Annotated in this window: 38 protein-coding genes; 17 read left to right on the forward strand and 21 right to left on the reverse strand. The window is 53.5% G+C overall.

From position 1 onward, the window contains the following. Window positions 1-91: 91 nt before the first annotated feature. Window positions 92-421, forward strand: coding sequence for a YbaB/EbfC family nucleoid-associated protein (locus HB860_RS06365; RefSeq protein WP_011706069.1), 330 nt, complete (start codon window positions 92-94; stop codon window positions 419-421). Between the two features lie 64 nt (window positions 422-485). Here HB860_RS06365 and HB860_RS06370 read toward each other — a convergent pair whose 3' ends face one another. The 13 genes from HB860_RS06370 to HB860_RS06430 all read right to left on the reverse strand — a co-directional run bounded on the left by HB860_RS06370 (window position 486) and on the right by HB860_RS06430 (window position 9,593). Beyond that, the gene (locus HB860_RS06370) at window positions 486-1,718 is read right to left on the reverse strand and encodes an Arm DNA-binding domain-containing protein (protein WP_247626079.1); all 1,233 of its coding nucleotides are present in this window, start codon (window positions 1,716-1,718) and stop codon (window positions 486-488) included. A gap of 271 nt (window positions 1,719-1,989) precedes the next feature. Next, window positions 1,990-2,430 (reverse strand): hypothetical protein, encoded by a 441-nt coding sequence (locus tag HB860_RS06375; protein ID WP_247626080.1) that lies wholly within the window; start codon window positions 2,428-2,430, stop codon window positions 1,990-1,992. A gap of 170 nt (window positions 2,431-2,600) precedes the next feature. Continuing rightward, entirely contained in the window at window positions 2,601-3,230 is a 630-nt protein-coding gene (locus HB860_RS06380; RefSeq protein ID WP_247626081.1) for a hypothetical protein, read from the reverse strand. 75 nt (window positions 3,231-3,305) lie between these two features. Then, a complete protein-coding gene (gene rdgC / locus HB860_RS06385) occupies window positions 3,306-4,223 on the reverse strand; it encodes a recombination-associated protein RdgC (protein ID WP_247626082.1) in 918 nt (305 codons plus the stop codon). 24 nt (window positions 4,224-4,247) lie between these two features. Then, window positions 4,248-4,427 (reverse strand): hypothetical protein, encoded by a 180-nt coding sequence (locus HB860_RS06390; protein ID WP_247626083.1) that lies wholly within the window; start codon window positions 4,425-4,427, stop codon window positions 4,248-4,250. 59 nt (window positions 4,428-4,486) lie between these two features. Beyond that, window positions 4,487-5,065 carry a phage N-6-adenine-methyltransferase gene (locus HB860_RS06395; protein WP_247626084.1) on the reverse strand — a complete coding sequence of 193 codons (579 nt, stop codon included), beginning with the start codon at window positions 5,063-5,065 and terminating at the stop codon, window positions 4,487-4,489. A 30-nt stretch (window positions 5,066-5,095) separates the two neighbouring features. After that, window positions 5,096-6,184 (reverse strand): hypothetical protein, encoded by a 1,089-nt coding sequence (locus HB860_RS06400; RefSeq protein ID WP_247626085.1) that lies wholly within the window; start codon window positions 6,182-6,184, stop codon window positions 5,096-5,098. 48 nt (window positions 6,185-6,232) lie between these two features. Next, entirely contained in the window at window positions 6,233-7,318 is a 1,086-nt protein-coding gene (locus HB860_RS06405) for a hypothetical protein (protein ID WP_247626086.1), read from the reverse strand. Beyond that, on the reverse strand, window positions 7,315-8,214 hold the full coding sequence (locus HB860_RS06410) for a PD-(D/E)XK nuclease-like domain-containing protein (RefSeq protein WP_247626087.1): 900 nt from the start codon (window positions 8,212-8,214) through the stop codon (window positions 7,315-7,317). The genes HB860_RS06405 and HB860_RS06410 overlap by 4 nt, the downstream gene beginning before the upstream one ends. Further along, the gene (locus tag HB860_RS06415) at window positions 8,211-8,567 is read right to left on the reverse strand and encodes a hypothetical protein (protein ID WP_247626088.1); all 357 of its coding nucleotides are present in this window, start codon (window positions 8,565-8,567) and stop codon (window positions 8,211-8,213) included. The genes HB860_RS06410 and HB860_RS06415 overlap by 4 nt, the downstream gene beginning before the upstream one ends. 2 nt (window positions 8,568-8,569) lie before the next feature. Further along, window positions 8,570-8,761 (reverse strand): PA3496 family putative envelope integrity protein, encoded by a 192-nt coding sequence (locus HB860_RS06420; protein ID WP_247626089.1) that lies wholly within the window; start codon window positions 8,759-8,761, stop codon window positions 8,570-8,572. A gap of 300 nt (window positions 8,762-9,061) precedes the next feature. Further along, complete coding sequence (locus HB860_RS06425) at window positions 9,062-9,298, reverse strand: hypothetical protein (protein WP_247626090.1); 237 nt, start codon at window positions 9,296-9,298, stop codon at window positions 9,062-9,064. 19 nt (window positions 9,299-9,317) lie between these two features. After that, the gene (locus HB860_RS06430; protein ID WP_247626091.1) at window positions 9,318-9,593 is read right to left on the reverse strand and encodes a helix-turn-helix domain-containing protein; all 276 of its coding nucleotides are present in this window, start codon (window positions 9,591-9,593) and stop codon (window positions 9,318-9,320) included. A 325-nt stretch (window positions 9,594-9,918) separates the two neighbouring features. Between HB860_RS06430 and HB860_RS06435 the strand changes: the two genes are divergently transcribed. Then, entirely contained in the window at window positions 9,919-10,824 is a 906-nt protein-coding gene (locus HB860_RS06435) for an EcsC family protein (protein ID WP_247626092.1), read from the forward strand. 305 nt (window positions 10,825-11,129) lie between these two features. Here the strand turns inward: HB860_RS06435 and HB860_RS06440 are convergent, their stop codons facing one another. The 3 genes from HB860_RS06440 to HB860_RS06450 form a co-directional block, all read right to left on the reverse strand. Continuing rightward, window positions 11,130-11,375, reverse strand: coding sequence for a hypothetical protein (locus HB860_RS06440; RefSeq protein ID WP_247626093.1), 246 nt, complete (start codon window positions 11,373-11,375; stop codon window positions 11,130-11,132). 299 nt (window positions 11,376-11,674) lie between these two features. Next, a complete protein-coding gene (locus HB860_RS06445; RefSeq protein ID WP_135319755.1) occupies window positions 11,675-11,854 on the reverse strand; it encodes a hypothetical protein in 180 nt (59 codons plus the stop codon). Between the two features lie 238 nt (window positions 11,855-12,092). Further along, the gene (locus HB860_RS06450; RefSeq protein ID WP_202045611.1) at window positions 12,093-12,668 is read right to left on the reverse strand and encodes a helix-turn-helix domain-containing protein; all 576 of its coding nucleotides are present in this window, start codon (window positions 12,666-12,668) and stop codon (window positions 12,093-12,095) included. A 169-nt stretch (window positions 12,669-12,837) separates the two neighbouring features. Between HB860_RS06450 and HB860_RS06455 the strand changes: the two genes are divergently transcribed. The 8 genes from HB860_RS06455 to HB860_RS06490 are packed head-to-tail and all read left to right on the forward strand — an operon-like array spanning window position 12,838 to window position 16,086. Then, window positions 12,838-13,056: a Cro/CI family transcriptional regulator gene (locus HB860_RS06455; RefSeq protein ID WP_247626094.1), complete on the forward strand. Its 219-nt coding sequence runs from the start codon at window positions 12,838-12,840 to the stop codon at window positions 13,054-13,056. Between the two features lie 41 nt (window positions 13,057-13,097). Continuing rightward, the gene (locus tag HB860_RS06460; RefSeq protein ID WP_247626095.1) at window positions 13,098-13,487 is read left to right on the forward strand and encodes a hypothetical protein; all 390 of its coding nucleotides are present in this window, start codon (window positions 13,098-13,100) and stop codon (window positions 13,485-13,487) included. A 3-nt stretch (window positions 13,488-13,490) separates the two neighbouring features. Continuing rightward, on the forward strand, window positions 13,491-13,709 hold the full coding sequence (locus HB860_RS06465) for a hypothetical protein (RefSeq protein ID WP_247626096.1): 219 nt from the start codon (window positions 13,491-13,493) through the stop codon (window positions 13,707-13,709). 49 nt (window positions 13,710-13,758) lie between these two features. After that, window positions 13,759-13,917 carry a hypothetical protein gene (locus tag HB860_RS06470; RefSeq protein ID WP_247626097.1) on the forward strand — a complete coding sequence of 53 codons (159 nt, stop codon included), beginning with the start codon at window positions 13,759-13,761 and terminating at the stop codon, window positions 13,915-13,917. Then, entirely contained in the window at window positions 13,907-14,152 is a 246-nt protein-coding gene (locus HB860_RS06475) for a hypothetical protein (protein ID WP_247626098.1), read from the forward strand. The genes HB860_RS06470 and HB860_RS06475 overlap by 11 nt, the downstream gene beginning before the upstream one ends. Further along, window positions 14,149-14,862 carry a hypothetical protein gene (locus HB860_RS06480; RefSeq protein WP_247626099.1) on the forward strand — a complete coding sequence of 238 codons (714 nt, stop codon included), beginning with the start codon at window positions 14,149-14,151 and terminating at the stop codon, window positions 14,860-14,862. The genes HB860_RS06475 and HB860_RS06480 overlap by 4 nt, the downstream gene beginning before the upstream one ends. Then, window positions 14,859-15,620: a helix-turn-helix domain-containing protein gene (locus HB860_RS06485; RefSeq protein ID WP_247626100.1), complete on the forward strand. Its 762-nt coding sequence runs from the start codon at window positions 14,859-14,861 to the stop codon at window positions 15,618-15,620. Before HB860_RS06480 ends, HB860_RS06485 begins: the two co-directional genes overlap by 4 nt. Then, window positions 15,598-16,086 (forward strand): hypothetical protein, encoded by a 489-nt coding sequence (locus HB860_RS06490; protein ID WP_247626101.1) that lies wholly within the window; start codon window positions 15,598-15,600, stop codon window positions 16,084-16,086. Before HB860_RS06485 ends, HB860_RS06490 begins: the two co-directional genes overlap by 23 nt. A gap of 24 nt (window positions 16,087-16,110) precedes the next feature. On the opposite strand, the gene HB860_RS06495 is transcribed toward HB860_RS06490, so the two are convergent. The 4 genes from HB860_RS06495 to HB860_RS06510 form a co-directional block, all read right to left on the reverse strand. After that, the gene (locus HB860_RS06495; protein ID WP_247626102.1) at window positions 16,111-16,953 is read right to left on the reverse strand and encodes a DUF2971 domain-containing protein; all 843 of its coding nucleotides are present in this window, start codon (window positions 16,951-16,953) and stop codon (window positions 16,111-16,113) included. Between the two features lie 139 nt (window positions 16,954-17,092). After that, window positions 17,093-17,944 carry an HNH endonuclease gene (locus HB860_RS06500; protein WP_247626103.1) on the reverse strand — a complete coding sequence of 284 codons (852 nt, stop codon included), beginning with the start codon at window positions 17,942-17,944 and terminating at the stop codon, window positions 17,093-17,095. 79 nt (window positions 17,945-18,023) lie between these two features. Continuing rightward, complete coding sequence (locus HB860_RS06505) at window positions 18,024-18,590, reverse strand: hypothetical protein (protein ID WP_247626104.1); 567 nt, start codon at window positions 18,588-18,590, stop codon at window positions 18,024-18,026. 67 nt (window positions 18,591-18,657) lie between these two features. Continuing rightward, window positions 18,658-19,326, reverse strand: a complete 669-nt coding sequence (locus tag HB860_RS06510) for a hypothetical protein (RefSeq protein ID WP_247626105.1) — start codon at window positions 19,324-19,326, stop codon at window positions 18,658-18,660. A gap of 449 nt (window positions 19,327-19,775) precedes the next feature. On the opposite strand from HB860_RS06510, the gene HB860_RS06515 reads away from it, so the two are divergent. Beyond that, the gene (locus HB860_RS06515) at window positions 19,776-20,915 is read left to right on the forward strand and encodes an XRE family transcriptional regulator (protein WP_247626106.1); all 1,140 of its coding nucleotides are present in this window, start codon (window positions 19,776-19,778) and stop codon (window positions 20,913-20,915) included. Continuing rightward, window positions 20,912-21,409, forward strand: a complete 498-nt coding sequence (locus HB860_RS06520; protein ID WP_247626107.1) for a DUF4411 family protein — start codon at window positions 20,912-20,914, stop codon at window positions 21,407-21,409. The genes HB860_RS06515 and HB860_RS06520 overlap by 4 nt, the downstream gene beginning before the upstream one ends. A gap of 71 nt (window positions 21,410-21,480) precedes the next feature. On the opposite strand, the gene HB860_RS06525 is transcribed toward HB860_RS06520, so the two are convergent. After that, a complete protein-coding gene (locus tag HB860_RS06525) occupies window positions 21,481-22,068 on the reverse strand; it encodes a hypothetical protein (protein WP_247626108.1) in 588 nt (195 codons plus the stop codon). Window positions 22,069-22,382: 314 nt separating this feature from the next. Between HB860_RS06525 and HB860_RS06530 the strand changes: the two genes are divergently transcribed. Genes HB860_RS06530 through HB860_RS06550 form a run of 5 tightly spaced genes read left to right on the forward strand, consistent with a single transcriptional unit; the run spans window position 22,383 to window position 24,859 of the window. Then, window positions 22,383-22,991: a Rha family transcriptional regulator gene (locus HB860_RS06530; protein WP_247626109.1), complete on the forward strand. Its 609-nt coding sequence runs from the start codon at window positions 22,383-22,385 to the stop codon at window positions 22,989-22,991. Next, on the forward strand, window positions 22,988-23,431 hold the full coding sequence (locus HB860_RS06535) for a recombination protein NinB (RefSeq protein ID WP_247626110.1): 444 nt from the start codon (window positions 22,988-22,990) through the stop codon (window positions 23,429-23,431). Before HB860_RS06530 ends, HB860_RS06535 begins: the two co-directional genes overlap by 4 nt. After that, the gene (locus HB860_RS06540) at window positions 23,428-23,745 is read left to right on the forward strand and encodes a Ref family recombination enhancement nuclease (protein WP_247626111.1); all 318 of its coding nucleotides are present in this window, start codon (window positions 23,428-23,430) and stop codon (window positions 23,743-23,745) included. The genes HB860_RS06535 and HB860_RS06540 overlap by 4 nt, the downstream gene beginning before the upstream one ends. Continuing rightward, window positions 23,742-24,164, forward strand: a complete 423-nt coding sequence (locus HB860_RS06545) for a hypothetical protein (RefSeq protein ID WP_247626112.1) — start codon at window positions 23,742-23,744, stop codon at window positions 24,162-24,164. The genes HB860_RS06540 and HB860_RS06545 overlap by 4 nt, the downstream gene beginning before the upstream one ends. Then, complete coding sequence (locus tag HB860_RS06550; RefSeq protein WP_247626113.1) at window positions 24,161-24,859, forward strand: TIGR02642 family protein; 699 nt, start codon at window positions 24,161-24,163, stop codon at window positions 24,857-24,859. The genes HB860_RS06545 and HB860_RS06550 overlap by 4 nt, the downstream gene beginning before the upstream one ends. Window positions 24,860-25,191 lie beyond the last annotated feature (332 nt).

Below are 25,191 nucleotides of genomic sequence, written 5' to 3' on the forward strand. Positions count from 1 at the left end.
GTTGAAAAATCTTTTGGCTGCCCCCATATCCGGGGTAGAACAAGCCCACAGCCCGGCGCTGGATGCCGGATTTCAAGACGAGAGACGACCTATGTTTGGTAAAGGTGGAATGGGTAACCTGATGAAACAGGCCCAACAGATGCAAGAGCGCATGCAGAAGATGCAAGAGCAGCTGGCTCAGATGGAAGTCGTCGGCGAAGCCGGCGCTGGCATGGTCAAGGTCACCATGGCCGGCAGCCACAGCGTGCGCCGTATCGAGATAGATCCCAGCCTGATGGAAGATGACAAGGAGATGCTGGAAGATCTGGTCGCCGCCGCCGTCAACGACGCCGTGCGCCGGGTGGAAGAGCAGAACAAGAGCAAGATGGGCGAGCTGACCGGTGGCATGCAACTGCCCCCTGGCTTCAAGATGCCGTTCTAAGGGTTTTATCCCTTTAAAATTAATAGCTTATGCTTTGTTGCTTTGCCTGTGGGTCGTATATGGGTCATCTTGCCCCAGTTTTTCCGCCAACTCGTTCCGGTAATCCGGATTGTCGTTGCTGACCCACTGGGCATATATGGTGCGGATCATCCCCCAGTCTTTGTGTCCAAGTTGCTTGGCCAGATAGGCTGGGTGTGCTCCCGCCATCAGGAGTAATGAGGCGTAGCTGATACGGTTCTCGATGTGTCAGCTGCGCTTTTCTTAGCAGCCCTGCCCAGTACCCTGGAGCAGTAAATAGCTCAGGCCTTACGTAAGGCATATTCTCCCTCCCTAAAAACACTCTCCTTCGCATTTCCTCTCGTTGTTTGTTATGGCGCATGTATAGGATTTCAGCTCTGGCCGGCAGCATGAAGGTCAACTCGCGCTGGCGTTTTAGCACTGCCATTGCCGACGGCAATAATTCGATAGTTCTGTACCCCGCGAGCGTTTTGGGTGGTTTGAGATGTCCCAGGCGATTGATGTTGTATCGTACCTTGAGCAAGCCCTCATTCATGTCGATGTCTTCCCAAGCAAGAGCTTTCATCTCGCCCGGCCGCATCCCTGTCCAGAAGAGGAACTCGATCATCAAGCGGTGGTTCTCGATGTTGGTAACGGCCAGCAGGCGTGAAAGCTCCTCTCGAGTGAACGGCTCAACTCGGAGCTCTGGCGCTTCGTCACTTTGTCGCAGACGGCGTAGTCGCATGAAGGGTGATTCGTCGATCACCTCATCTTTCAGCGCCTCTTCGAATACTGCACGGATGACCCTGAAATATTCCTGTACTGTGCCGACCTTTCTTGTCTGCAAGGCATCGTTTCGAAGGCGCTCCAAATCTCGGTGAGTAATCGTGGCAATGTCATTTTTTAAAATACGCGCCTCGGCCACGAATCTTTCCGCACTCCTTATTTTTTGCAGTGATGAGTAGGATAAATCCATCTGTCGGCTATCACGGTAGATGGAAAAATAGTCTTGGAGGGTGAACTGCTTGATCGGTTCGGTAGCCGGTACTGATTCAGGAAAGTGCTTGACCCAAAATGCTGATTCGTTTGTGCTGTAGAACCCGCATTGAATGTCGATCTTGATGGCTGCGAGTTTGTTCGAGGCATAGAGAATATTTGCCTCTGTTGGAAGCAAACCGAGCGATTTACGGCAGAGGTTTTTTTGGCCCGGTAGTTTGAAGGCCAGCCGAAGCTGGCCACCATGAATGTGGACTCCAGGTGATGAGTCCAGCATTTTTCGAGCTTTCTGAGATATCGCCATGGCTTAGTTTACCTGGGTGCTCATGTGTCTTCGGAGGGATGCCAGGTGTACGAGATACCGACACTTGGGGTTGTCAGGGTTGCCTTCTTTACGCCAAACCACACCCTCCGGATAGATACCTCGCCGGAATCGCTGAGCCAATGCATCGGTCGAGAGCCCGATTCTTGTGGCGGCTTGCTTTAGTGCCATCCATCCCTCGTCAGTCCCACCACGTTTGAGCTCCGATAGTTCGTTTTTGATCTGGTCAAGCTCGTCCCTTAATCGGTTTAGCTCATCCCCCATTTGTCGTCCGTAATCCAGGTGGTCTGTCAGCTGTTTCAACAAGTCTTGGGCTTGCATCGTTGGTCCTCGTTAGCAGTAGTTCCGTAAGCCGGTGACGCCCACGGTGGTTGTAGTAGAAGGTTTGAACTTGCTTGCGGGAGTTGGCTGCCTGGTCAAGGCGGTACTCTCCCAGTTCGGTGGTTTTCAGTTTGTGCTGGTTGGCCAGCCGGCCAATGGCTTGTGCACTGACCCCCAGCTCCTTGCCCAGCTCGGTGGCGCTCCAGAGCTGGCCGGCAACCCGGGGCGCTTCGATAGGCAGATCGAAGTGCGCTAGGATGCGGCCGATCTCGGCGAGCTTGGCCGATCGGGAAAGGGTGGGGGAGCGCACGGTACTGACCAGCTCGTTGAGTAGCTGGCTGTCCTGGTCGATGGTCAGTTGAAGTTGTTGCATGGCGTGGCCCTCCTGTTGTCGAGGATGGGGCGCCAACTGGATTGAAGGAAGGGCCGTTATTTCTTGCTCCCCAAATCCGAGGGAGCAAGATTGGTTCGCCGGCTATGCTTTCCAGCCGCGGAATCAGATTAAGCCAAGATCAAGCCATGGCTAAATGGCGATATGGCGAATTAGTCCTCCAATTTCCGGGTGATTGACACGGTAAGCGGGGTATCTTCTTCTCCAACTTGTTCAAGCACCATATCCACGGTGGAGTCTTTGGTTTTAAAAGTAGATGCCCACCTTCCACAATCTTCGGAAGAGATGCAGGCGAAAAATGGTTGTTTGGGATCAGTGATGTAAGTGTCTTTTGCGGTCACACCAAGGCCCGTGGCAATCTGCTGTTTAATACGCTCATAGTCGGCTTTCGCCTTTTCGGCCGTAGCAGGGGAATCGTCGTGATAGCTGGCCACATGGAAGGAGACCTTAACCAGTCGATCTTTAAAGAAGTCATATCGGGTTGGTTTGATGGCGTGTATGTCGAGGAATCCGATGCTAGGTTTGGGGGTTGCTCTGATGGAATTGGCATCCCCCATGGGATAACCCATTACCGGTTTTACATCCGTCACCTGTTTCAGGACGGTAGAGGTCGTATCATCCCATCCCAAGCTTTTAAAACCATTTTCCCAAGCAAAAGCGGTGGGTACCCAGCAGACGGCTGCGATGGAGAGCGCCCCCCCGATGAGCATTTTCTTTTGCTTTAACACCCTGGTCTTGGCTGACTGATGTTGGTGGATTTTATTGTGGTCTTGCCTTGACATAATTTGGTTACCTTCTCGTATTTTAAGTCTAACCGGTTGCAGATGGGCTTCTGGCCCATTAGAACAAAGCCCTAGCTAAGACTCAATCAACATCACTTCACCACCTAGAGCGGTAAATAATGCAGGGATGAACTGGGCCAGCTCACCGGTCACCAGGGCGAAGTCGGCATCCAGGCGCGCGGCCGGGTCCTCGCTCGTCACATCGTCATTCTGTTCGCGCAGGTCCTCGCTGAACTTGAGGCGTTTGATGGCGAGGTCATCACCCAGCAGGAAACTGATGCGCTCACCCCAGTTCATGGCTAGTTTGGTGACCAGTTTGTCGTTGGCGAGGTGGTTTTTCACCTCGTCGGTCATTAGGTCCTGCTGCTTGAAGCGGGCGATCCCGCCATACTCCATGGCGCTGCGCAGCTCGGATTCATCCTCTAGGGTGAAGGCGGCCGGCAGGTTTCCCTCTTGCAGCCAAGCGGTCATGGTGATCTCGGGCGGGTTCTTGAGCGCCACCGGCACCACCGGCAGGGAGCCGATGGACTTGCGCAGTAGGGCCAGCATATCGTCCGCTTTCTTGGCGGAGGAGGCATCGACCATCAGCAGGCCGTCGGCCGGGTTGACCCAGGCAAAGGTGTTGGCGGTGCGGCTGAATGCCCGCGGCAGTAGTGTGTGCAGCAGCTCCTCCTTGAGGGCCTCCTTCTCTTTCTTCTTGAGGGCTCGACCCTGCTCCGTCTCTACGGCCTCAATCTTCTCGGCCAGCGCCTCCTTGACGACGGAGGACGGCAGGATCTTGTCCTCCTTGCGGGCGCAGATGAGGATCTGGCCGGCGGCGGCATGGGTTAGGGTGCTGCCGAGCTTGCCGAGGGGGCGGGTCCAGCCGAAGCGGGAGATATCCTGACTGCCGCAAGGGGTGAAGGCGCACGCCTCCAGTTGGGTTTCCAGTTGTTCGGTGGTCAAATCGAACGGGCGGGTGAAGCGGTAAACTTGAAGGTTTTTAAACCACATGGTCTGGGTCCTGTTGTTGGTCGGTTAGTTGCGGGCTTTCTTGGCCTGCAGGTCGTGGATCTTCTTGGCAGCGGCCTCGGCGGTTTGCCGGTCACAGGTTGCGCCGCCGGGCAGGATGAACTTGCCGGGATGCTTGGGATCGGGCATGACGACACCGAGCCCAATGACTACTGCACCGCAGTAGGGGCTTTCTGTCTTTTGCATGGGAGTCCTATGAGTTATCCACCGTTTCTGTGTGGCCAGCGGTGGATGGGGTGGGGGTATCAGGCTGCCGCGCTGATGGGCTCTGCTCCGGCCAGTAGTAAGGTGAGCTTGCTGACATCGCGGATCCGGCAGACGCCACGCCAGCCTGGGGCGAAGATGAGGAGCATGGATCCCTTGGGGTTGCCCTTCATCTCCTCGCCGGTGGCCTTGTTGATGAAGCTCACCCGGCCGTTGCGCCATTTTCCGTTGACATCGCGGTAGCCGGTGATATGGCGGACCTCGCTTGCGCGCTCACCGGGGTACCATTCCGTGCTGGTGTCCTGGGGGACCAGCATGACGGTGCCAATGCCGCGCCCCTGCTGTTCGATGGCCTTTTCCACCCAGGGGCCAATGTTGTAGCAGGGCGGGTTGAGCCAGGCCCATGGGGCCCGCACCGATGGGCTGATAAAGTCTCCCCAGTCCACGTTCAGGGCGTCGATATCCGGCGTCAGGTACTTTTGGCAGAGCGCCGTTTCCGGCAGGGCGGCGGCATAGAGGGAGAAGTTGAACTCCAGATCCAGAGCCCGGAATAACCAAAGCGGGGTCTGGGTCATGTCTCGGGTGTTGGTCTGTGTGGTGGAGCCGCGGTAGTCGGCCATCTTTGTATTACTCCTTGTTTCACCTTGTGGTCAGTAGTTGATGGCCAGGTGGTCGATCTTGTTGCTGGCGATGTGCTTGATAAGGTTGATGGCTTTTTCTTCCTCAATTCCCAGGCCTATCAGGTCCATCAGAATGGCGTTGTGGATAGTGCGGCGGTGTTCCACATCGGCGGTGCGACGATGCTCTTCCTGCTGTTTGCGGGTTTGTTCCAACTCGATGCGCTGGCGCTCCAGCTCGGCGGCGCGGGTGGTTGCCTCCTCTGCCTGGCGCGCTGCGTTGGCTTCGGCCTGCTGGCGGGCCAGCTTGGCGGCTTCGGCATCGCGCCTGGCTTGCTCCTCACGCTCGCGGGCGGCCTGGGCTTGGCGCTGTGCCTCCTGCTCACGGTGTTGGGCGGCTTCACGCTCCAGGCGCTGGCGATTCTCTTCCTGAAGGCGGGCTTGCTCTGCGGCCTGTTCGGCTATCAGGCGCTCGCGGTCGATGCGATCCTGTTCGACCTGCTTCTGGCGTAACAGCTCCAGCTCGGCCTGCTCGGCTTCGTACTTCTGGCGGGCCGCCAGGGCGTCGCCGAGGCGCTTGGCTGCGAGCTCCTTGGCGACGGTCGCCTGGGGCAGCAGCTCTTGCCAGGTGTCGTCCAGTGCGGTCTGTTCGACTTCCTGCAGCATGGTCTGCAGATCGGTGGCGGAGAACTCGTGAGTGCCTGAATCGCCAAGGTCTTTCAGCATGGTTAGGCGGTCTTGCAGAGCGGTGACCCGGGCGGTCTCGGCTTCTTCAAATTGGGTGAGCGGGGCGCGCACCTCGTCTTTCAGGGCGTCTAGTGTGTCGCGGATCTGTTTGCGGTTGGCGTCGATGCGCTTGGGGATCTCCTTGAACTTGTCCGTTTGCTCCTTGCCGAGCCCGTCCAGGTAAGTCTTGGTGCGTGCGACTGCATGGGCGATGCTGGCGATCTCTTTGCGGCCCTTGGCGGTGGTGATGTCGGGCACCAGGCTAGTTGCCTTCTGGCGAATGTCGGCCAGCAGTTCAGCAATGCCTTGGCCCTCGGTGAACAGGGCGACGGCTGTGGTGGGTTCGATGACAACGAGCTGGGCTTGGGTGTTGTCGGTCTTGGCTTGTTCGGTCATGGCGGGTCCTTGGATATGAAAAGGCCCGCAGTGAGCGGGCCTTGTTGGTTACTGCTGGGTGCTGCGCCCGGCGCCGAGCTGCTTCTTGCGCTCGCCGGCGATCTGCTTGATACCGGCAATGATGTTCTGGTCGCCGGTTTCGTTCGCCCAGGTCCAGGCGGTGGTGTAGGCCTGCTGCCACTCGACGGTATCGCTGGCCCCCTCGATGGCGGCGCAATGGTCGGCGTAGGCGCTTGAGTGGTCAACCTCGGTGGGAGCGTGAGGCTCGGTCGCCGCATCTGATGCTGGCCTTCCCTCCATGGTGACAGGGGGGGAGTTTTGCCCACGCATGGCATCCAGAGCACGACTTTTCTCTGGTTGGCTCTCCTCCTCTTTCGATTTGAACCAGTCACCTGGTTTGCTCATTCCATCACGCAGAGAGGCGTAAATCTTGCGCATCTGGACGTATTGGGCGGGCAGCATGGCATCTGCCCTGCGACCAAGATAGGCTTGGACCTGCTCGGAGGTGACGCCGAACTCGGCATCGAATATATCCAGCATGCGTTTGATGGATTCAGGGCTTGTGTCGGCGTGAGTGTTCAGGGTGACCTCACATTGTCGTTGAGCAACCTCTATCACATCGCCCGGGATCACCCCTAGAATGCAAGCGCGCAAACGGCGAGCACCGTTGTTTGCCACCAGTTCGTATATATCGCGGGGGTCTTCCAGACGTTTCTGGCCGCGACTGGTGTGGCGAATGTGGGGGACGGTAAAGATCTTCACCTGCTTGGTGTTGGTCTCCACATCCCAGGCAAACGCCTCGACGATGGACTCACCCTTGCGCTGCTCCAGCTCGCGGATGCCAAACTGCATATTTCCCCACGCCTGAGCGAGCGCCTCTGCCAGCCGGATGCTGGGCCCTGTCACATCGGCCCCTCCTTTGCTGTAGCTATAGAGTGCACCCTCTGCGAGGGTGGGGCGGGAGCAGGCTTGCAGTATGCGGTCCGTTGCTTCGACAGGGTTGCGGGGGAATTTCTTGGCGATCACCATGGCGGCTTGCACCTCTTGGATGGCGCGCTGCTGCTCTACGGCTACCAGCCCCTGCTCTTGGCGCTGACTTACCGCGCCAAATGGGTTTGATACGACTTGGTTCACGCTGCTCTCCTTGCCCATGCCGGGCGAGTAAGTGGTATCAGGTCGTGCCAGTCGTTATTGACGCGGCACTCGTGGAATTTGCGCAGGTCGCGGCGGTACAGGTCTATGCCTGCCTCTTTCCACTCCCACTCCAGCGGGCGAACCCGCACCGGGTAGCGGCCGCACTCGATTGAAGAACTGACCGCGATAAAGATGAATTCCGGGGTCTCCCCGTATATCTCGCGAAATCCATCCGAGTACATCGCGTCTTGAACGTGGTAGCGGAACTCCTCAATGTGGCGCTCAAAGCGGCCCATGTCGTCCACCTTCTTCACGTCGGCGAGGATGGGGAAGTTGTTGAGTTTCTTGTCTGGGCGGCAGCGGCAGAGCTCTTCTGTCTCTCGGTCAGTCCAGTAAAGCGAACCCTCGCAGAGCCCGTCCTGTTCCAGTAGCCAGCGAGCGTCCGGGTGGGCGAACACGCTTTCGCGCATCAGCTGCAGTTTTCGGTCATCCTCGAACGAGATGATGGTCTTGCCCAGCTCGGCGCAATTGGCCAGAAACTCTTTCTCCTCTTCCTTGCCAGCGTTAGTGCGGCGGTTGAACTCAGGGGCGATGATGAAGCGATCCTTGAACTCTTCCGGCTCCAGCAGCAGGCAGTGCAGGGCGGTGCCCATGTCCAGCGCCTTGAGCTTTTCCTCATCGACCGGCGCACTTTTGCGCCAGATGTAGGTGGCGGGGCTCTCGGCGATGTCGTCGAGCTGGGATTTGCTGATCCCGGGCCCGGAGTGGTACTGCTCGTTTGTGAGGCCAAGCACCAACCCTTGCGGCAGGGCTGAAATGCCAGCGCCCAGCAGGTCTAGCCAGCCTGCGGAGAGGCCATCCTGTAGGGCATTGATGGTATCGACGGCGGCATTCATGCGGCATCCCTCTGCTGATACTTCTCAAACTGCTCGTCGCTCATGGCGTCGTGCAGGGCGGCGAGGTGACTACGCCAGGCGTCCTGGGCGAGCTCGGCCAGCCCGGCATCGATCACCTGGTCAATGAACTGCACCAGCGGTGCTTGCTCGCCGTCGTGTACCATCATCCAGATGGCCTGGTTGTAGTGGCTGTGCTGGCCGTCGTTCAGCTCGCCCAGCAGGGTGGCTGGGTCGGTTTCGAGCTGACCGGCCAGTAGCAGGGGGCGGTGCGTTGCACTCCACTCGGCGATCCACTCGGTCTTGGCGTTGGCCTCAGCTTCCTGGCTCTCGAGCAGGGCGGTTTCGTTGGTCATGGTTACATCTCCATTTCCAGTCGCAGGGCTCGCGCTTCGTGATATTCCTCGATGGCACGGCGGGCGGAGGCTTTGTTGCGGGTCATCCGCGCCTGTTCGGCGGATGGGGCGGCGTCTACGTGGTACTTGCGGCGGGTGGGTGGCACCATCGCGCCGCGAAAGCCCATCAACTGGGCCTCGGTCAGTGGCTTCATGGTTTTGGTCCTTGGTCTGGGTCCTGGTGGTAATCAGCAGCAAGAAACGTTAATTTGGAATCATTTGACGCTTCATTTGCTGGAGGCGTTATGGCGTGGTTTATGGTGGTCACGGACAGCACTAGCAGTGCCGAATACAAGCAAATTGCTCAGTGGGACAGTGTGTTAATTGGTCAGGGCACTGTTGCGCACAAGGTGTTCTCGGTTCTCAGTGATGACCATAAGCAGGTGACTTACTTTCTGTCTGATGAGTTTGAACCTATAGCGTTGGCGCTTAAGGCGGAGCCTTGCGAGATGCCCTCAAAAGCCAGCGAAAATTCGCTCAAGCTCGTCATCGGGGATCCCTTTTTCCTGCACTCGAGCGAGTAACCCTCTGATCGCATCGAATCGAGGGGTGAAGTAGTTCCTGACGAAGTTGAACTCCGCCGCCCCATCACCATCGATGAAGCCATTGCTGTAGATGTTGATGACTCTCCCGTCACGACTTGTGAGCTGGAAGACCAGAAGTGGCTCGCCTTTATCCGTCTGAAGTGGCATTACGATCTCCTCTTGCAGGTTAGCCTTGCGTCACGGGCTCTTTCCCCTGGCCGGTGGTCAACCAGGTGAAGTGGGAAGAGATCTCGGGGTGCTGCGCTATCAGCAGCAGGGTGCCGCCGCTGATTTCCCGGTAGTTCAGCTCGTAGTTCTTGAGCGTGGTGGGCGGGATGCCCAACATATCGGCGAACTTCGGCCGGCTAAGGCCGAGGCGCTCCCGCAACAGGCGAAGGCGCTTGCGGCATGCGTCATTGAGCGGGGGGATGGTCAGGTTGCTCTGGTCGGTACGCTTTTTCATGGTCTGGGTCCTGTGGTGGTCAAAACAAAAAAACCGGCGCGAGGGCCGGGGGCTGAGTGTGCAAAAGGTTTAACTAATTGCGGCGTTTGCTACCAGATAGCTCAATAAATGAATGGATAGCATATCGTTACCAGGTTTGGCATTACATGCTTTTGCCCTCTGCGGATTACCTAGTTTTTTTTCAGAGGATGCCACTAACCTATTGATAATACGACCATTTCATAATAGCATCGGAGCAAGTTATTCGGTATATACGGCATATTTTTGCTGTGGATTGGCGGCTGCGTGTCGCTTATTAAATTGTGACTTTTCAATGGAGTTGAGCATGCTGTCAGACTACGAAAAACGCGCACTCTTACAGATTCACGCGTGGAAAAATCCGCAGCAGACCTGGTATGACAAGGCGATGAATTATGTCGGCAGGCCTTTTGAATTCGCGGGGCAAGTTGTAGACCAAGTACCAGGATTCACAACCACTTGCACCAATGCGATGAATGGCATTGTCAACTTGGTTAACGATGCATCTCAGTGGTCAGTGAGGCCAGACGCAATTTTTGAAGAGCTTTCTGACGTTTCCAAGCGAAAAATTTCAAGTCTCGAACATATTCCACTTCTGGATCTTCAGGTGGTAGACAAAGCCATCGGCTGGCTAGATACAAAATACGAAGGTATTGCTCTAGTTGAGGGAGCAGCTGCAGGTGGTGCCGCTGTATTAAGTCCCGCGGTTGCTCTTGCCACGATTCCAGCTGACCTTTTTGCCCTTACAGCCTTGAATCTCCGTGCTATCGGGGAATACGGCACCTACTGTGGCTTTGAAATGACGTCGCAAGAAGAACGATTGTTCGCCTTGAATGTTTTAGCTCTGGCCTCTAGTTCTTCCGACCGTGGCAAGCAGGTTGCTCTTGCTCATCTCGTTAAGATCGCACGAGACGTTGCACTGAAAAAAACTTGGGACAAGCTGGAAGATTACATGTTTGTGCAGGTAGTGAAGTCGATAGCAAAATCTCTCAGTATCGACCTAACCAAGGCAAAATTGGCCAACGTAATTCCAGCCGCCGGGGCTGTGATTAGCGGCGGATTCAATGCTTACTACACAGATAAGGTGTGTAAGTCAGCTTTCTACCTTTATCGAGAACGATTGCTGGCGCTCAAGTACGGCCCAGAAGTGATCGAAATTACTGTCCCGCCAGCCAAGAGCAACGAATGGATTTCGGACGAAGGTGCTGACTAACAATTCGTCCAAGCCGAAGCAGCTTCGTTAGGTATAAAAGTTAGTATCCATCAGGCGCCGGTAGCCAGCATCTGGTGGATACCGGCTCGCAAGCCGGCACCCTGTCACCTTTATCAGCGCCATGTTCCGGTTCGACGGGTTAATGGCGATCTGCCGGGCTAGCAGATTGCGTGCGGTGACTGCCCTGTCCTGGTTGTTAAAGAGCGAGCCCAGCCGAATTTGGCGTGAGCGAAGCCAAAGCATCCTTGCGGTGCTTGAGAAAGAGGCTTTGGCTACGGCGCTATGAGGGAAGCGCCAGACCCGGGTCAGACGGCGTTGCGGTGGAACTCGGCCCGCCAGTGGAGGAGGGCGCCGTGCTTGGTGATGCCAGCCGATCGCTTCTGGGCGGCACGGGCGGCGACGATGTGGTGCTGCTCGGTGGCCATCATGGCCAGGTGCAGGCGCTGCTTGATGGCCCGGCGGCGGGCTGCGTTACCATTCAGGCGGTCAGCGATGACGGTGATGATCTGGTCCGCACGTTTTGCGGCTCTGGAAAAAATGCGCTTGGTCATGGTACATTTGCTCCTGTTGACGAGTTGGTCCTCGTTAGCTCCCTTCCTTGCTTTGGCTTGGATGGGTCCTGTTGCCGGGGTTGGTCCCCCGGCGCAATGACTGGGGGTGGTACCCTGGTCCGACAAAGCCCCGCCCTGTGCGGGGCTTTGTCGTTCTTACGCGCTGGTCAGGCGCTTTCACTGCTGCCCTGGTTGGGGCTGGGTCCTGTTGCCGGGGGTCGATGATGCGTTTCAACCGGTTGAGCACTGAGCCAATGCTCATGCGGTTGAGTGCTCCCGCTCTTGGCGGGAGCGACTCGCTACGCAGCTGCTTGCAGGCTGGCTGCACGGGCCCGATGTTCCTTACCCGCCTCGGTCTTGACGGTGTAGAAGAGGCCACCCCCGCGGCGTTTGCCGAGGTCAGTGATATCGGTGATCACGGCCGGCACGGTGACGCGGGTACGGGGGTTGGTGTACTGCACAGGGTCATTGATTTTCATGGTTGGTCCTCTGGTCTGGTTGAAACTGGCTTTAGGTTGTTTTGTATCGCGTTTATCGGGTTGCCATCAGGGCGTTCTCGATAGTTGACGGAAATGATTGCTATCGATCGGGAACGATTGGTCAATACACGATCGTGAATTTTTCAAATAAAAAAAAGCCCCGCTTAGTAGCGGGGCTTCTTGAGCAGGGTTAACAGGTGGCCATTGGCCGTGGGTTAGCTGGTCATAGGGCGATGGATTAGCCTCTACGCTCTACCATCCTCCCAAGGATGATCACATCTTTAGCGGAGATGACCGGAAGGCGTTCATCATCAACGCCAAAGGCCCATCCCTCTATGGCCGGTATAGCCCTAAGAAGCTTGGCTTGGTTAGCTCGACTTAATTGCACTAAAAGCACGGCATCGGCTTCAATCGTGTTAACCCCGAGATCGATCACACAAACATCACCCTGCACGATACCTTGCTTGGATAGCTGGTCGTTTGGGGCTTCAACCCCAATAAGCGCACCAGGCATCTCGGTGAGAAGCATCCGGTCTGAGCTGACAAGAGGAAGTGAGTCAGTCGGATGTTGCAGCACCTCATCAATGGTGAACACAGGAATCCGATAAACGCTATTCACCAAGTCACTAACCACCTCAATAGACGGGCGGCCGGTGTACAGCTCAATGGGATCTTTAGACAGAGCCTTTGCAAGTCCGAATAAGGTGGAAACCCGAACGTCTTTCAGAGGGTTGCTTAGAAGGTTCGATACCAGGGATTTGGATATACCTGCCCTCCTGGCTACCTCGGAGACGCCAAGACCTTGCTCTTCCATGCTCGCTCTGACTCGTTCGTTAAATGAAGGTTTCATGTCGCCTGCTGCAAGTTATCGATTATGAACAAATTTTATGACGCATGATGTTCTCATTGGTTGTTGAATGATGAGTTATTGGTGGTTACGATAGTGAACGGACTGCCAATGACCAATACCAAGGACCCGACCAATGAAGAAACGCGAAGTTATTGAGTATTTCGGCAACATGGCCCGTGCAATGAAAGCCATCGGCATCTCCCGCAGCCTCGCCGTGAAGTGGGGCGATGTGATCCCGGCACAGCACGCAGTCAGCTTTGTCATCGCCAGCAATGGTGAACTGCGCCTGGAATTGGAGGATTACCCCCTCTTGAACAAAATCCAGGAGCTCCCCACCCAGCAGGCCGCTTGACCACCGGCCAGCTTTACCACCAAACACAGAGGACCAACACCATGGGAAGAGTATCGCTCCCCGATCACGAAAAACTCGACACGCTGTCACCGCTGCGTGTCCGTGCCACGCCGGGCCAACGCCAAGTGTGGCAGGAGGTCGGCGCAGAACTGCACATGACAGAAACCGCATTTGCCCGCACCTCGCTGCTGATCCTGCTCAAGGCCATATCTCAACATGAGCCACAAATCTTGGCGAGAGCCGTCAAACGGGCCAATCGGAGCTTGCTCGACCAGGGATACCCACCCGTTACCGTCGAGGAGATCCTGGATGGTTTCGGCCTGCCCGAGCGCGGCCTGCTCCAGTTCAGCCCGGAAGACGAGGCCGCTTACAACGAGGAGCGCCCCCTGCGCCCCCTGCAAAAACTCATCAAATTCGTCCTCGGGAGGTAACCCATGACCACGCAACTCCGTCCGCCGCGCCCGGCATCCCAGCATGTCAGCGATCGGGACAACATCATCCTGAAATCGGTCATGCATGAGCTGGCCCTGGCCCTCGATGAGCCGCTGATTTCGACCGCCCACGCCGCCGGCACCGACCGCCAAGCTGTTCGCCTGGCCCGCGAGCTTGAGGCACGCACCCTTGAACGTGCCGAGAGCCAGCCTAGCGCCTAATTTCCTTGGCCCGCCTCACCATCGGGCTTTACAAACCAGGACCCATCCAATGACCAATTCAACCATGGCCCATGGGGGCCACCCATTGCCGCATGATCTCGACCATTGCCCGCTGTGCGGCAGTGAGCAGCGATCCGGTACCGATGATCACGCATTTGAGTGCCCGGCCTGTGCCTACACCGAGCAGGAGGTGCGCCATGCATCCTAGTGAATTCATCGAGTTGAATGTGCGTCGGCTCCTACTCGCTGACGGTTTTTCCGATGACGCAACCCGTCTGGCCTGCAAAGAGGCAGTTAGCCACTACGAAAAGACACCAGCCTTCCGGAAGGGGGCCGTGTTCTCGGAGTGTCTGCGGGTCGCCAAGCGCATGGCCAAGCTGGTCCAGAAGAAACAGCGCCAGCAGGCGAGAGAAGATAAGAAGAAAGGGAAGGTGGCGGCATGAAGGTGCTCATTGTTTGTGAACGATTTGGAGTCATCCGCGATGCGTTCATCAATGCTGGCCACGATGCGTGGTCGTGTGACCTAGTGGATTCTGAAGTACCGGGTCCGCATATTCGTGGGGATGCTCTGAGTGTGATGGGGTGGGGGTGGGACCTCATGATCGCCCATCCGGACTGCACCTTTCTGACCTGCTCTGCTGAGTGGGCATATGGGGATGGCCCGTATCATCAGCGGGTCAAGCCGGGCACTCTCGTGGGCCCGGCCCGGCGTGCAGCGCGTGAGATGGCTCTGATCTTTGTCGAAGCACTGGCAGCGGCCCCCATCCCGTTCATTGCCATAGAAAATCCAGCGATCGGCGCAATCAATAAGCGCCTCGATTTGATCCGGTATGGGTTCCGCTCAAACTTCCCAACCCAAGTCATTCAGCCCCACCAGTATGGGCACGATGCAAGCAAGGCCACAGGACTGGCCCTCAAGGGGCTGCCGGATCTTCTTCCAACACACCTAGTTGAACCTCGCATGGTTCCACAACCGAGTGGTAAGGCACTGCCGCGTTGGGGTAACCAAACCGATAGCGGCCAGAACAGGCTGAGCCCAGGGGAAGGCCGTGCCATGGCGCGTGCAAAAACCTACCAAGGGTGGGCTGATGCAATGGCCACGCAATGGGGGCCAGTCGTCGCGGCGGCGGTAGCAATGGGGGTGGCGGCATGAGCATGCTACTGATGGCAAAGGCCATGAGCATCAAGGTAGGCAACCCATTACGAAAGCTCGTGCTGATCAAGCTGGCGGACAACGCCAGCGATACTGGCGAATGCTGGCCTTCTCATCAGCATATTGCCGATCAGTGTGAGATATCCAGGCGTTCAGTTATTACCCATATTGATGCGCTTTGTGAGACAGGGTTGCTGCAAAAGAGCTCTCGCATTGGGCCTGCAGGTAAGCGATCCAACGTATATATCCTGACACTTGATAGTGCAGGGGCTGCACATCCAAATGTGCAGGAGATTCACATGGTATGTGCAGCAGATGCACAGACCCCTAGTGCAGGAGCTGCACATAGAATCAGTCACTCTTTAGATCCAGTCATTGAACCAAAGATCCCCCCTGTATCCCCCCAAGGGGACAAACGCCCAGACAGTGGGCCGCCACGACGAGGTACACGCTTGCCGAACGACTGGGTGCTTCCAGGCGAGTGGGGGAGGTGGGCTATCCAGGAGACTGGCCTCCCCAGGGAGCGGATCCTGTTGGAGGCGGCCACGTTCGCGGATTATTGGCAGGCGCTGCCCGGCGCCAAGGCAGTCAAGCTGGACTGGGAGAAGACCTGGCGTAACTGGATACGCCGGGCTGCCAGCTCGTTCCGGACCACTGCGCAGCGCAAGCCACTGGAAAACCTACAGGCGGCCCAGCAGGCCGCTAAGGCACTCAGAGAGTCGGGGAGGGGGGTCTATGACGACAGCACTCCGCTCTAACGAGACGACGGCCCTGGGCGCACCAGGAGACACGCTGCAGGTCAGTGCCCGCATGTCGGTATTCCTGGCCGAGGAGCTGCTGCCGCTGATGGCCGGGCTCTGGCCAGCCAGTGCCAACCAGCTGGACAGCAATGCCCGCGGCGTAGCGCTGGCTTGGGGGAGCCTGCTTAGGGGCTTCAACGCGCAGCAGATTCGCGAGGCGGTGCTGCGGCTTGGGGAGGATGCTGATCGGCAGTTTGCGCCGCGGCCGGCAGAGGTGAGGGCTGCAATCCAGCAACGGAGCCCGGCTTCCCGGGCCACCCCGGTGGGTGGGGGCCTGGTGTCTTACCGGGCGTGTGAGATGGAGGCAGAGGCTAGGGTCTTTCTGCGGTGTCGCAATGTGCCAGCAGATGAGGTTACCTCAGAGTTAGATGTTGTGCTGGCTGAAAAGGCTCGCCAAGGAGTTGCGGTTGTTATACGTTCGTAATTTAAATGAAAACATGGAATAATTTCACAATATTTCGTCGAAGGAGAAGGGATTGTATTCTTTTATTGAAAGTTCAAAAGCACCATGGATTTTCTCTGCTATGTAAATATTTGCATGAGGAAAATGGGTAATTATTATGTTGTATAGGGTTTCCATTTTCTTTCTAGGCATTTTCTCACCTACAGTGAAACTTTTTATTGCGTTGATAGGGTATTTTAGGAAGTGCGACTTTATTTCGAAGTTTTTAGCTTGGCAAATCACTCTAACTTCATTTTCATATTTCCAGCATGTTGGCTTGGTCGCGAGCATTTTTTGGTATATTTCATCATGAGAGTTGAATGATTTGCCGAGAGCATCTTCGTACCAACCTAATTCTTGTTGCTTGTCTTCTCCAAGATGTTCCATCATTATTTTTGTGCTGTGAATGGCTTCCTGATGGAATGTAATTTGATCATGTATCACAGCCATTACAGCAGTGTCAATTTTTGGTGGAGCATCTTCATATAATACGTCCATAATTACAAGGTTCTCTTCATTACTAGATAATATATACTCTGGATTGAATTCAATACAATACCCTCTTAGTCCATCTGCATAATGTGACCACATTAACAAACTGTCAGCATCTTTACTAAAGCAGCTAATCCTTGCTCTATCAATTATGGTGGCTACAACTGGTTCTGATAATTCCAAGCTGTCAGCATAATCATCATAGTTTTCAAGCGCAATGTGATCTGATACATCCTCAAATCCCCATGCATTTATTATTTCTTTAAGTCTGGATGATTGTTCTGTTATTTTTGGGAAGCCAGAGAGTACCTCACAACTACATTCAAATGGGTCATTGAATGCTTCAAAATGACTCATGTATAGTTCATGGTTGAGTAGGTTAGATATTGAGTATTCTGAGAATGAAAAATATTTATACACGGTGGGTTAGTCTCTTTTAAATTGTGAATCTAGCATTATAGAACTCCTGGCACTTCATTTAATTAATGACCGAAAATCATACTCTCATTAGTCTTGATATTTTCGATTTTATTTCCAATTTAAGAATTTCTTTATCTAAACTGAAATGAAGTTTACGATGACAGTTTGGGCAAACTGCAAGCGTATTTGAAATTGTATCACTTCCTCCTTCTGATAACGGTATTAAATGATGCACTTCAAGATAAGGTGTACCATCTGTCCGATGGAATGGTGCGGGTACTTGACAGGCCTCACATTTTCCCTCTGCATTGCTAAGCACCCATGCTTTGACAGATGGATCTCGAAGATACACCGTCGTAGTTATGTTGCTTTGCTTAGGCTGAATAGAGCCTGTTGGTTCTTCTATTTTCTGTTTTAGTAGAGAATCTACAAGTAGGTTTAATTTTTCATGGTCAGCAGTTGGCTCAAAAATATATAATTTATCTATGGTTGATGCAAGAGTGTGCCAGTATTCATCAGTCATAATTGGACTGTGTATTAAAATTCTTTTAAATCTATTTCCGCCTTTTGAATTGATATTTTGAGGTTCTTTTATCTCACCAACTTCACGACCAATTGCCAGTCTAATTTCATTGGCGCTTGGATTCATTACATTTATTTTCGTGTCTATATCACCATACAGTTTTACCGCTCTATCTTCTATATTTGGTAAGGTTTTTGATAAATCTCGTGATATGACATAAACTTTAACATATGGTACTTTTACCTCTTTGAGTCTTTGGATGATAAAGCAAACTGCATCTGCATATTCAGGGTTTCTATCTTTAGGTCCCCACGATTCCAATATCAGTCCAAACACACCATCAACAGTGTCAACGTTGTATGTTGCATCCAAGAACTCTCCGTTGTATGAATAAACCTTAGGCATTATTATCCCTCATGCCAACAATTGATTGTGATATTGTAAATATTGTTTTGCAATTTGTTTTGTGCAGTTGTCAGCCAAATCATTCAGGTTTGTTGTTTTTGAATTCATGTATGAATGTTAATATGCGTTTTTTATCAAAACGATAAGTTGATTCTTTTCTTATGTCTATTTCATTTGCCATTAGAGTGGCTATGTAATTTATTTTATCACTATTTCTTTCTATTATTTTTTCAGCATTTTTCCAGCACTCGTCATTGATTGTATCGAGCTGTTTATTGATGTTTTTGTAGTTCATTTTTCCGCTGAATTGAATTCCTCGTGCTATATGAAGCAGCATATGCATTCGTTCAACGTCTACAGATGCAGTGGTTGAGTACAGTTCTTGGATTTGACTTTGTGAAAAGTTCCTTTTAAAAGTTTCTGAAACAACACCAGCTAACAGTACAGATATTCGTTTTTTAAGAAAATCCAAAATACTTTGTTTTGTAGGTAGATCCGGCCTAGGTGTAGAATAGGAGTGCCCACTTAATTGGTTTGAGTGCAATTTAATCTCAATATAATCTGCGTCGAAGCCATAGTGCTGAGCAGTAAACCAATGGCCTAGTTCATGTTTGCAAATGTGAATTACATCAGTTAGCTTAACCATATCGCCTCTTAAAGGAATGCTATAATGAAAATTTAATTATATTTTAGTGTAATCAGTGTAACCTTTGCTATGCACGGTCAATCTCAATTCTAGAACGGAGCTTTCTAACATCATCTTCTATTTGCTGTAAGACGCCGTTCATTAATTCATGAGTATCGTTGTAAAACCTCTCAAGTATTGGCCTTCTTATCTCTTCAGCCGCGTAATGTTCATCTACCCCACGACCAATGGCCTCACCTTCTGCTATAGTTGCTTCCTTTAAATACGAAGCAGCTTCCACTCTGAATGAGTTAAACTTTATATCTAGGTCGTTTGAAACGTATAGTTGATTTTCAAGGATTGTACTCTTCAGTTCATTAAATGTATCGCAATACACAGACATCCATTCTTCCGTTAACTCTGTGAAAAAGTCCTCATGCATGTTCTTGAAATAATCATTCTTTATTTTTAGCAGGGTTAAATAAGTTTCGACTCTATTTTTAAAAAAGTTTTGGTAAAACTCGAGTGATATTCCACTAAATTGTTCTCTGTCTTTTATCTCTAGGTTTGCTCGTATTTTGAAATCTTCAAGGGCAAGTGTACTTTTTGATCTTACAATTTCAAGTTCTTGATTGAATCTTGCTGTAGTCTGTTGTGCAATCTTATCTGCCCATATCTTCCCAAAGAAGTGGACGAATGTTGTTAGGATTACGGATGCACCACCTAATGATGCGAGAAATGTTGCTACTTCTTCCATAGGGATTACGCTCCCACCCCAAAAAAAACGTTATTATTAATGATGTTGCCACTGCATTAGGTTCCAGTCTCAAATGCTATTTCTTAACTGTACTCATATGACAACTCTTTGTCATTGGTAGGCCTTGCATGGAGCTTGGGTATCGTGCGGAAATCGTATCTCAAACGATGCTGGTTGTTGAGCGAAAAGAAGGGGGATTTGAGAGGGGATCACAGATTTGCAGGGGGGAGGGGGCTGTGGAAGGAGTAGATTGCTGACTAGAGTTGGGTGGCCTGATAGGTCTTATGTGGATGGAAGGGTGACTTCATGTATCATGTGCCTCCTTCATCTGAGAGCTGCCCATGCTGCGAAAGTGTGAGCTATGTCGTACTCGTTTGCCCCCTTCTTCTCTGTACGGCATCCGGTAGGCTCTCTACAATGATATTTAATTCAGCAAGGTACGAGTGGCTATGACAACGGCAAGCATCAATACAGACATGTTGATTTGGGCGCGTGAGCGTTCCGGCATAGCTGTGACTGATTTTGCTAAGAAATGTGGGGTTACCGAGGAACGGCTACTTGAGTGGGAGGCCGGCGAACGTGCTTTGACCTTCAACCAGGCGATGACTTATGCCGAGAAGGCCTATGTTCCATTCGGTTATCTCTTCCTTCAGCAGCCGCCTGTTGATGAGCTTCCCATTCCGGATCTGAGAACGATTGACGGCAAGGGGGTAGGCCGCCCTAGCGCTGGGCTGCTTGATCTCATCAAGCTGATGCAGCTACGCCAGGAGTGGTACCGAGACCATATCATGCAGCAGTTTGCTGAGCCGAACCCAATCCTTGGGCGTTTTGATGCTCGCTCCGATGCTGATGAAATAGTGAAGGACATGCGAGCCAAGTTGGGTGTCCCTGAACACCCGACCAGAGGCAGCTGGGAAGACTACTATCGCGACCTGGTCCGGCGGGTAGAAAGCTGTGGCATCCTGGTCATGCGCCAAAGTGACGTTGGTCATCATACGCGCCCTCTCTCTGTCGAGGAGTTCAGAGGGTTTGCGATGGTAGACAGCTATGCCCCGCTGATATTCGTCAATGACGCTGATTCTCCTGGGGCCAGGTTGTTTACCCTTATCCATGAGCTCTGCCACATCTGGATAGGCCAGTCCGGTATCTCTGACGGTGGAGTGAGTAGCCATCGGCAGGAGGAAACAGTCTGTAACGCTGTCGCAGCAGAGTTCCTCGTCCCTGCTTCTGAGTTCCGTAAAATGTGGCACCATGAATATGACGATTGGCGTGAGAACCTAGCGGATCTTGAGGCCCATTTCCATGTTAGCACTTGGGTACTCGCGCGTCGTGCGCAGACTCTTGGTTTCATCAGCCGAGAGGATTACTTTGAGTATGTAAGAAAGCTACGCCGAGATTATAAGAACCGTCCTGATACGGGTGGTGGTCCGAGTTATTACAAAGTCAAAAATGCGCAAATTAGCCATCTATTCTCTAGTGCTGTTGTGAGCGAGGCGTTCAGTGGTCAGTTGTTGCTAAGGGATGCCAGCCATCTCCTCGGTGGGATAAAGCCTGGAAAGATAGCCCAATTTGCTAGGGAGCCTCGGTGAGATATCTGCTTGACGCGAACACCTACATTCAAGCAAAGAACCTGTACTATGACATGGAGTTCTGCCCGGCCTATTGGGACTGGCTAGACCAGCAGTACAACCAAGGGGTGATTGCCAGTGTCGGCATGATTGGCCGGGAGTTAAAGGCTGGTGATGATTCGTTAGCGCAATGGGTCGCTTCACGGGCACACCATTTTGTCGATGACACCGACTCGGCTACTCAAGCGCATTATGTGAATATTGTTCAAAAAGTAGCATCCTCTAAACACTACAACCCTGCTAACCGAGATCAGTTTTTGGCTAAAGCAGATCCTTGGTTGATAGCGAAGGCTATCACGATAGGGGCTACCGTTGTTACTCAAGAAGGGTTTGTGGATCTTTCCTCACGTAAGGTGAAAGTGCCGAACATCTGCCGGGAGTTCAATGTGCCATGCATCAACACTTATGTGCTGTTAAAAGAGGTTCAAGCTAGGTTTGTTCTTGGGACTTCCTAAGATATGGGGGAGCTCTATCTATATTTAAATAGCCGCTCTGAACGGCTATTTAAATAATCCTGTCATGAGTTTTAGCTAGCCTTATAGGCTCTGTATAGATTTTCTACGGTTCGTGAGCGGATCGCTGTAGTGGCGTGCTCAACATATGTATCACCATATATTGACTGGTAAGTTACGGTGACATGTATTTCTTCTCCACCAACTAGGCCTATCATTTCTGGCAAACATCTATCTCTATTTTCACTATTAGTTATTGAAAGCAGAGGGATTTCATCATCTGCTTTAACTGTTGCATTATCTGTTGGCCATCCAGTAGCAAAACAATCAGCTCTCAAATTAACAGCCCTGAGAACCAAGTCCCATTTATTAGACTCAAATCCAGATATATTGTGGTTCTTAGTTCTGACTTCAAATTTTTTTATGATTGCCGGCCCAATTCCAACATTCGATAGATAGAGACCATTTCGTTTATTATCACCCTCAACCATTGGGGTGAGTTGAAGAATCGGTTTTACACTGAGTCGATTGTGTTCTTCAGTTATGTTGTTTTGTTGCCATGAGAAAACAACGGCCAATATTGATGCAACTAGTGCAATAGTTGATGCAATATTACTATACGATATTTTACTTGATTCTTGGTCCAAAGGTGATGTATCCACGGTTATCATTAGCCTCAGTTTTCATATATCTATATAATATTTATCCAGTCATAAAAGGGTAGCCTTTGAGGCTCCTGAACATATGCAACTGACCATTTGGTGTGGTTTGGACATAAATCCATTAGTCAGGGCTTAGATTGGTTTTGACGGGAGAGTAGATAACTCAGCGGTGCCGATAGTTTCTGGTGCGTGACAGAAATTCTCAAGAGTGGGTACCATTGCCATTGCCATTGCCATTGCCATTGCCATTGCCATTGCCATTGCCAATGCCGGACCTAGACCACCCGGCTTTGAGTAACCAAAGGACCCATACCATGACCAAACCACATACCCGAGATCTATCTGCAGTACGCCCACGCGGCTGCGGCAGTATCCACCGCATCAAGCCTATCGCCCCTCAGTACAGCCCCGAGCCGGTCGAGTTGTTCAAGAAATTGGTGAGTGCCCAGGAGGGGGCGGTGTTCACTACCTCCCGTCAAATTGCTGAGTTGTTTGGCAAGGAGCATCACAACGTTCTGAAAGCGATCGATCGCCTATCATGCTCAGCACATTTTAAGGCTGCCAATTTTGACTTCGCTGATTTCATTGATAAAAATGGCGATCCTCGCCGTGAATGCCACATGACAAAAGATGGAATGGTCTTCCTCGTGATGGGCTTCACCGGTAAGAAAGCTGCCCAGCTCAAAGAGCTCTACATCCTGGCCTTCAACTGGGCCATAGGGCAGCTTTACGAGAAGCAGGAACTGCAGCAGCTCCTGCACGACTTCACCAAGCGTGAAGCAGTCTCCGTTTCCAACGGCACTTTCCATGGGCAGGGCTTGGCCCGGCGGCGCATCGAGAAGCGGGCTCTGTGCCTAGAACAAGCCCAGCTCGAAGCCAGATCCCAGCTTTCCCTTGAACTAACAGGGGAAGATGCGGCATGAACTCCTACCCCAAGTATTTCCTCCGCAGCCCTGAAATCCGGTCCCGTGCCTGCCAGTTGGTCGCTGGTCTGCCGGTTGACCAGGACAAGCCGCTGGTTATCGAAATCAGGGAGATGACCCGGAGCCTGGCCCAGAACTCAATGCTCTGGGCATGCCTCACTGACATCGCCGAGCAGGTGAGCTGGCACGGCCGCAAGCTCGCCAAGGAGGACTGGAAGCACGTGCTCAGCGCCGCTCTGTACCAGCAGGACGTGGTACCGAACATCGACGGCACCGGGTTCGTGGTGCTGGGCAAGTCCACTTCCAAGATGACCGTGCGCGAGATGCGCGACCTCATCGAGCTGGCTCAGGCCTTCGGCGCGGAGCAGGGTGTGCAGTTCGGGGATGAATCTCGCCGCGGCTTTGACTGGGTGGCCACATACGGGAGGGCTGCGGCATGAGCAAGACCAATGCTGATAAGCAGTGGTTGGACGATGTGAGCTCTCTTGGCTGCATAGCCTGCCGCAATGCCGGGTATGGCGCCACGCCAGCGGAAATCCATCACGTGCGCTCTGGGTCTGGTATGGCCCAGCGCGCTGAGCACACCCGGGTGCTGCCGCTTTGCCCGCGACATCATCGCGCCTGCTACCCCACAGGGTTCCACGCCGCCCCGCGTTCCTGGCAACAAGAGCATGGCAGCGAGGAGGCCCTGCTCGAGCAGGTGGCCAGGGAAGTCACCGAGCTGCGCAAGAACACTATCGGGAGGGCGGCATGATCCACCTCACCGCCCTTGATGCGGCCCGGTTGCTGGGTAGCAGCCCGAAGGTCAGGAGCGCTGCCAAAAAGGCGCACATGATCCTCCAGATAGAGGGTTTGCAAAGTCGAGTGCAGGCTCAGCTTGTCGGCCTCCCTGACCCAGTCACCGAGCTTATATTCCACCCCAAGCGCAAATGGCGTCTCGACTACGCATGGCCCACCCGAATGATCGCCCTTGAGGTACACGGCGGGATCCACTCCGGCGGCCGGCACACCCGGGGGAGGGGGTTCGTAGAGGACCGGGCCAAGATGAACGAGGCCACCCTGCTTGGGTGGACCGTTATCGAGGCCACCCCAGAGCACATCAAGAGCGGTCAGCTTCGCGCCTGGCTACTCGCCGCCTTCAACCAGGACCCAGACCAGAGGACCAAACCATGACCCACGCTATCGAAATGGCTCTGCGCCTTTTCTCGCCGAAAGGCGCACTACATGAACCCTCGCCTGGTCGCTCCAGCACGCTGAGGAGGGAGGAGTTTCTGGGAGCCCTGCAGGTGGCCGCAAAGAGCAACCCGCAGGGGCTCCAGTTCCTCATGGCTGACCACCTGGGGGACGAGCAAGCTCTGGCATCGTTGCTGGCGCACTTCGGCACCGCGCTGGACAGCGACGAGGCCGGTGGCATGGCGCTCGCTATTCTGCAGCGCCGCCCGTTGCCCGAACAGATGGATCGGCTGGTGCTGTCTCACCCGCACTATGACAAGGAGCGCCGCCGGGCTGCCGTGGTGATGGAGAAGGCCAAGCGAGCTCACCGCGCTGGCAATGACCACGAGTACCTGCGCCTGCTGGCCGAGCGGAACGGGATCCTGCAGTTGGCTCGCGAGCACTGTGTCACCGAAATGCTGCAATCTGGCCGCTGCCCTCACTGTAAGGGAACCGGGATCCGCCCGCGTAAGGGTGACGATTGCCCGAAGTGCCATGGCACCGGGCGAGTGGTACCGGATGCAGAGTTAGTATCGCGCCGGTTCGGGCACGAGATGCGGCAGGCTGTAGAGCGTGCTGTTGATGAGGTGATCCACCAGGCGTCAGACTTGTCCAAACTCATGGACCGGCAGGTGAGAGAGATGCGGGCTGCGTGACTAAAGGGGGCTTTATTGCCCCCTTCTCTATAAATCTCAACTAACGTTATCAACCCTTGGGATTTAAGGCTCAGGTTGGCAGACCCTCGGTATTGCTGAATTCTCTGACGCCTCGCTCGATATCTTCTCGTGCCTCTCTGACGAATGAATTGGAGAGGGCAGCCGAGCTGAACGATTCATCTATTAGCGCCTTCAGCTGACTCATATCATCGCTTTGATCAATGGCTCGTAGAACCGATCCGAATGCTACTGATAGTGTAGTGGTCTAATCGTCCCGGACACCATTTTAGGTGGTACAGTCGCCACCATGACCTGAGGTGTTCAATGACAAG

The sequence above is a fragment of the Aeromonas genomosp. paramedia genome, from assembly GCF_023093515.1.
Lineage (GTDB): Bacteria > Pseudomonadota > Gammaproteobacteria > Enterobacterales > Aeromonadaceae > Aeromonas.